The sequence below is a fragment of the Protofrankia sp. CiP1_Cm_nod3 genome, assembly GCF_982290655.1.
Genome location: NZ_CEVIVD010000014.1, coordinates 50,258 through 54,003 on the forward strand (window position 1 = coordinate 50,258; position 3,746 = coordinate 54,003).

Sequence of the window (3,746 nt, forward strand, 5' to 3'; positions counted from 1 at the left end):
ACACCGCTGGGCACAGCGACGGGAACACTGCCGGGAAGACGGCCGGCGGGTGGGACGCGGCGGCGGGGCCCGTCCTGGTCACCGGCACGCTGCGCCGCGACGACGGCGGGTGGGACCGGCTGCTGCTCTCCCTCGCCGAGCTGTACGCGCACGGCGTCACGCCGGACTGGCCCGCCGTGTACGGGCCGCACGCCCGCGTCACCGAGCTGCCCACCTACCCGTTCCAGCGGGAACGTTACTGGATCACCGCGCCGGCACACGCCGGTGCCCCGGCACCGGGCCTGGCCGCCGGGCACCCGCTGGCCGACGCGGCGCTGCCCGTCGCCGGTGACGACAGCCTGCTGCTCACCGGGCGGCTGGCCACGGCCACCACACCCTGGCTGGCCGACCACACCGTCGCCGGCACCACGGTGCTGCCGGGCGCGGCGGCCGTCGAGCTCGCCCTGCACGCCGGGGCCCTGGTCGGCCACGGCCACCTGCGGGAGCTGACGTCGCACGCCCCGCTGGTGGTCCCGGACGGCGGTGGCATCCGCTTCCAGCTCGTGGTGGGCCCGCCGGAACGCGACGACCCCGGCATCCGGCCGGTGACGCTGTACTCCCGCCCGGAGGACCCCCGCCCGGCCGCGGGACGGCCGGACCCCGCCCGACCAGGCGACGGCTGGCCAGGCGCTGGCAGCCCGGGTGGTGGAAACGCCCACCCCGGCGACAGCGCCTCCTGGGACGACGCCCGGGACATCCCCTGGACCCGCCACGCCAGCGGCCTGCTCACCCAGGCGCCGCCGGCACCGGCCCCGGACGACCTCGCCGGGCAGTGGCCGCCGGCCGACGCGGTCGGCATCGGCCTCGACGGCTTCTACGACCGGCTCGCCGACGACGGGTACGGCTACGGCCCGCTCTTCCGCGGCCTGCACGCCGCCTGGCGGCACGGGGACGACGTCCTCGCCGAGGTCCGGCTGCCCGCGGACGCCGCCGAGGCCGACGGCTACGGGCTGCACCCGGCCCTGCTCGACGCCGCCCTGCACGCGGTCGTCGGCCTGCTGCCCGGCCAGGGTGACGCCCTGCTCCTGCCGTTCGCCTGGACGGACGTCTCGCTGGCCGCCACCGGGGCGGCCGCGCTGCGGGTCCGCGTGCGGCCGACCGGCACGGGCACGGTGAGCGTGCACGCCGCCGACCCGGCCGGCGCCGCGGTGGTGTCCGTCGGCACGCTGGCGCTGCGGCCGGTCGCGCCGGGCACGCTGGCCGCCGGCGGCGCCGACGCGGCATATCTGCTGGACTGGTCGCCGCTGCCGTCGCTGTCGCTGTCCGCGACACCTGTGGACGCCTCACCCGCCGGCCCTGCCGGCCCTGCCGGCCCCGCCGGCCCCGCCGGTGCCACCAGTGCCGCTGGCGCGGCCGGGTCCGCCGACGCCGTCGACATCCTCCCGGATCTCCTGGGCCTCCCGTCGGACGCGCCGGTCCCGGCCACCGTCGCCGTCTGGGTGAACGCCCCGTCCGGGCCGAGCGCCCTGACGGCACCCGGCAGCCCGACAGCGGCGAGCGCGGCGACAACAGCGGGCGCGGCGGACGGCCTGCCGGCCGCGGGCGTCCCAGACGTGGATGTCCCAGCGGCTGGCACCGCGGGAGCGGACCCCTCGGGCACGGACGTCCCGGCGGCGGTCGCGGCCACCACCGAGCGGGCGCTCGCCACGGTGCAGTCCTGGCTGGACGACGAGCGTTCCGCCGCGGGCCGGCTGGTCCTGGTGACCCGCGGCGCGGTCGCCACCCGCATCGGCGAGGACGTCACGGACCTGGCCGCGGCGGCGGTCTGGGGGCTGGTGCGCTCGGCCCAGGCCGAGCATCCCGGCCGGGTCGCCATCCTCGACCTGGACGGCGGCCCCGGCGACGACCCGGCCCGCGCGGCCGCGGTGGCGGCGGCGCTGGCCAGCGGGGAGCCCCAGGCCGCGGTCCGTGACGGCGCGGTGCTGATCCCCCGGCTCGTCCGGCAGCCCGCGCCCGGCTCGCCCGCCTCGGGCGAGCTGTCGCCACCGACCGGCACCAGCCGCGGCACCGACCCGGCCGGCGGGCATGAGCACGATCATGGCCACGAGCGCAGCGGCACCGCTGCCGGCGACGCCGGCGACGCGGGCGACAGCACCGGCACCGGCCGGCGCACGGGCGCCGGATGGGAGGCGGGCGGTACGCCGTGGCGGCTCGACGTCACCTCGCCCGGCAGCCTGGACGCGCTCGCGCTGCTGGCCGACCCGGACGCGGCGGGGCCGCTCGCGCCGGGCGAGGTCCGGGTCGCGCCGCGGGCCCTCGGGGTGAACTTCCGCGACGTACTGATCGCTCTCGGTGTCTACCCGGGCCGGGCCCGCATCGGCGCCGAAGGGGCCGGCGTGGTTGTCGAGACCGCCCCCGACGTCACCGGCCTCGCCCCCGGCGACCGGGTCACGGGGCTGCTGCCGGGCAGCGCCGGCACGCTCGCGCGCGTCGACCGCCGGCTGCTCGTCGGCTTCCCGGCGGACTGGTCGTTCGCGCGGGCCGCCACCGTCCCGGTCGCGTTCCTCACCGCCTACCACGGCCTGTTCGATCTCGGTGCCCTGCGGCCGGGCGAGCGGGTGCTGGTGCACGCCGCCAGCGGCGGGGTCGGCCAGGCCGCCGTGCAGCTCGCCCGGCAGGCCGGCGCGGAGGTGTTCGCGACCGCCAGCCCCGCGAAATGGGACGTGCTGCGCGCCCTCGGCCTGGACGACGACCACATCGCCTCCTCCCGCGAGCTGGATCCCGTCGACGGCTTCGAGGCCCGGTTCGGCCGGGTCGACGTGGTGCTCAACGCGCTGGCGCACGAGTTCACCGACGCGTCCCTGCGGCTGCTCGGCCCCGGCGGCCGGTTCGTCGAGATGGGCAAGACCGACCCGCGGCGTCCCGAGGAGCTGGCCGCGCAGCATCCCGGCGTCGCCTACCTGCCGTTCGACCTGCTCGCGGACGTCCCGCCGCAGCGGATCGCCGAACTGCTCACCGAGCTGGGTCTGCTGTTCGCCCAGGACGCGCTGCGCCCGCTGCCGGTGGCGGCCTGGGACATCCGGCACGCCCCCCGCGCGCTGCGCCACCTCGCGCAGGCCCGCCACGTCGGCAAGCTCGCGCTGACCGTGCCCGGCCGGCTCGACCCGTCCGGCACGGTCCTGGTCACCGGCGGGACGGGGACGCTCGGCCGGCTGGCCGCCCGCCGGCTGGTCACCCACCACGGGGTGCGCCACCTGCTGCTGACCAGCCGCAGCGGGCCGGCGGCGGACGGCGCCGCCGAACTCGTCGACGAGCTCACCGAGCTGGGTGCCAGTGTCACCCTGGCCGCCGCCGACGTCGCCGACCGGGACGCGCTGGCCGCGCTGCTGGCCGGCATCCCGCGCGCGCACCCGCTCACCGCGGTGATCCACACGGCCGGGATCCTCGACGACGCCACCGTCACCGGGCTGACCCCGGCGCGGCTGCGGAGCGTGGCCCGGCCGAAGGTCGACGCGGCGTGGAACCTGCACGAGCTGACCCGCCACGCCGACCTCGCCGCCTTCGTGCTCTACTCGTCGGTCGCGGGCGTGGTGGGCACCCCGGGGCAGGCGAACTACGCGGCGGCGAACACCTTCCTCGACGGGCTGGCAGCAGCCCGCCGCGCCCACGGGCTGCCGGCGGTCTCGCTGGCCTGGGGCTACTGGGAGCAGGCCAGCGGCATGACCGGCCATCTCGGCCGGGCGGACGTGGCGCGGCTGGGCCGCGGC

General features: G+C 78.8%; 1 protein-coding gene. It reads left to right on the top strand.

The window, feature by feature from the left end; all coding sequences use genetic code 11:
* Positions 1-3,746: SDR family NAD(P)-dependent oxidoreductase (locus tag AC5LUJ_RS05245; RefSeq protein ID WP_493464548.1), on the top strand; the 3,746-nt coding region annotated here is incomplete at both ends.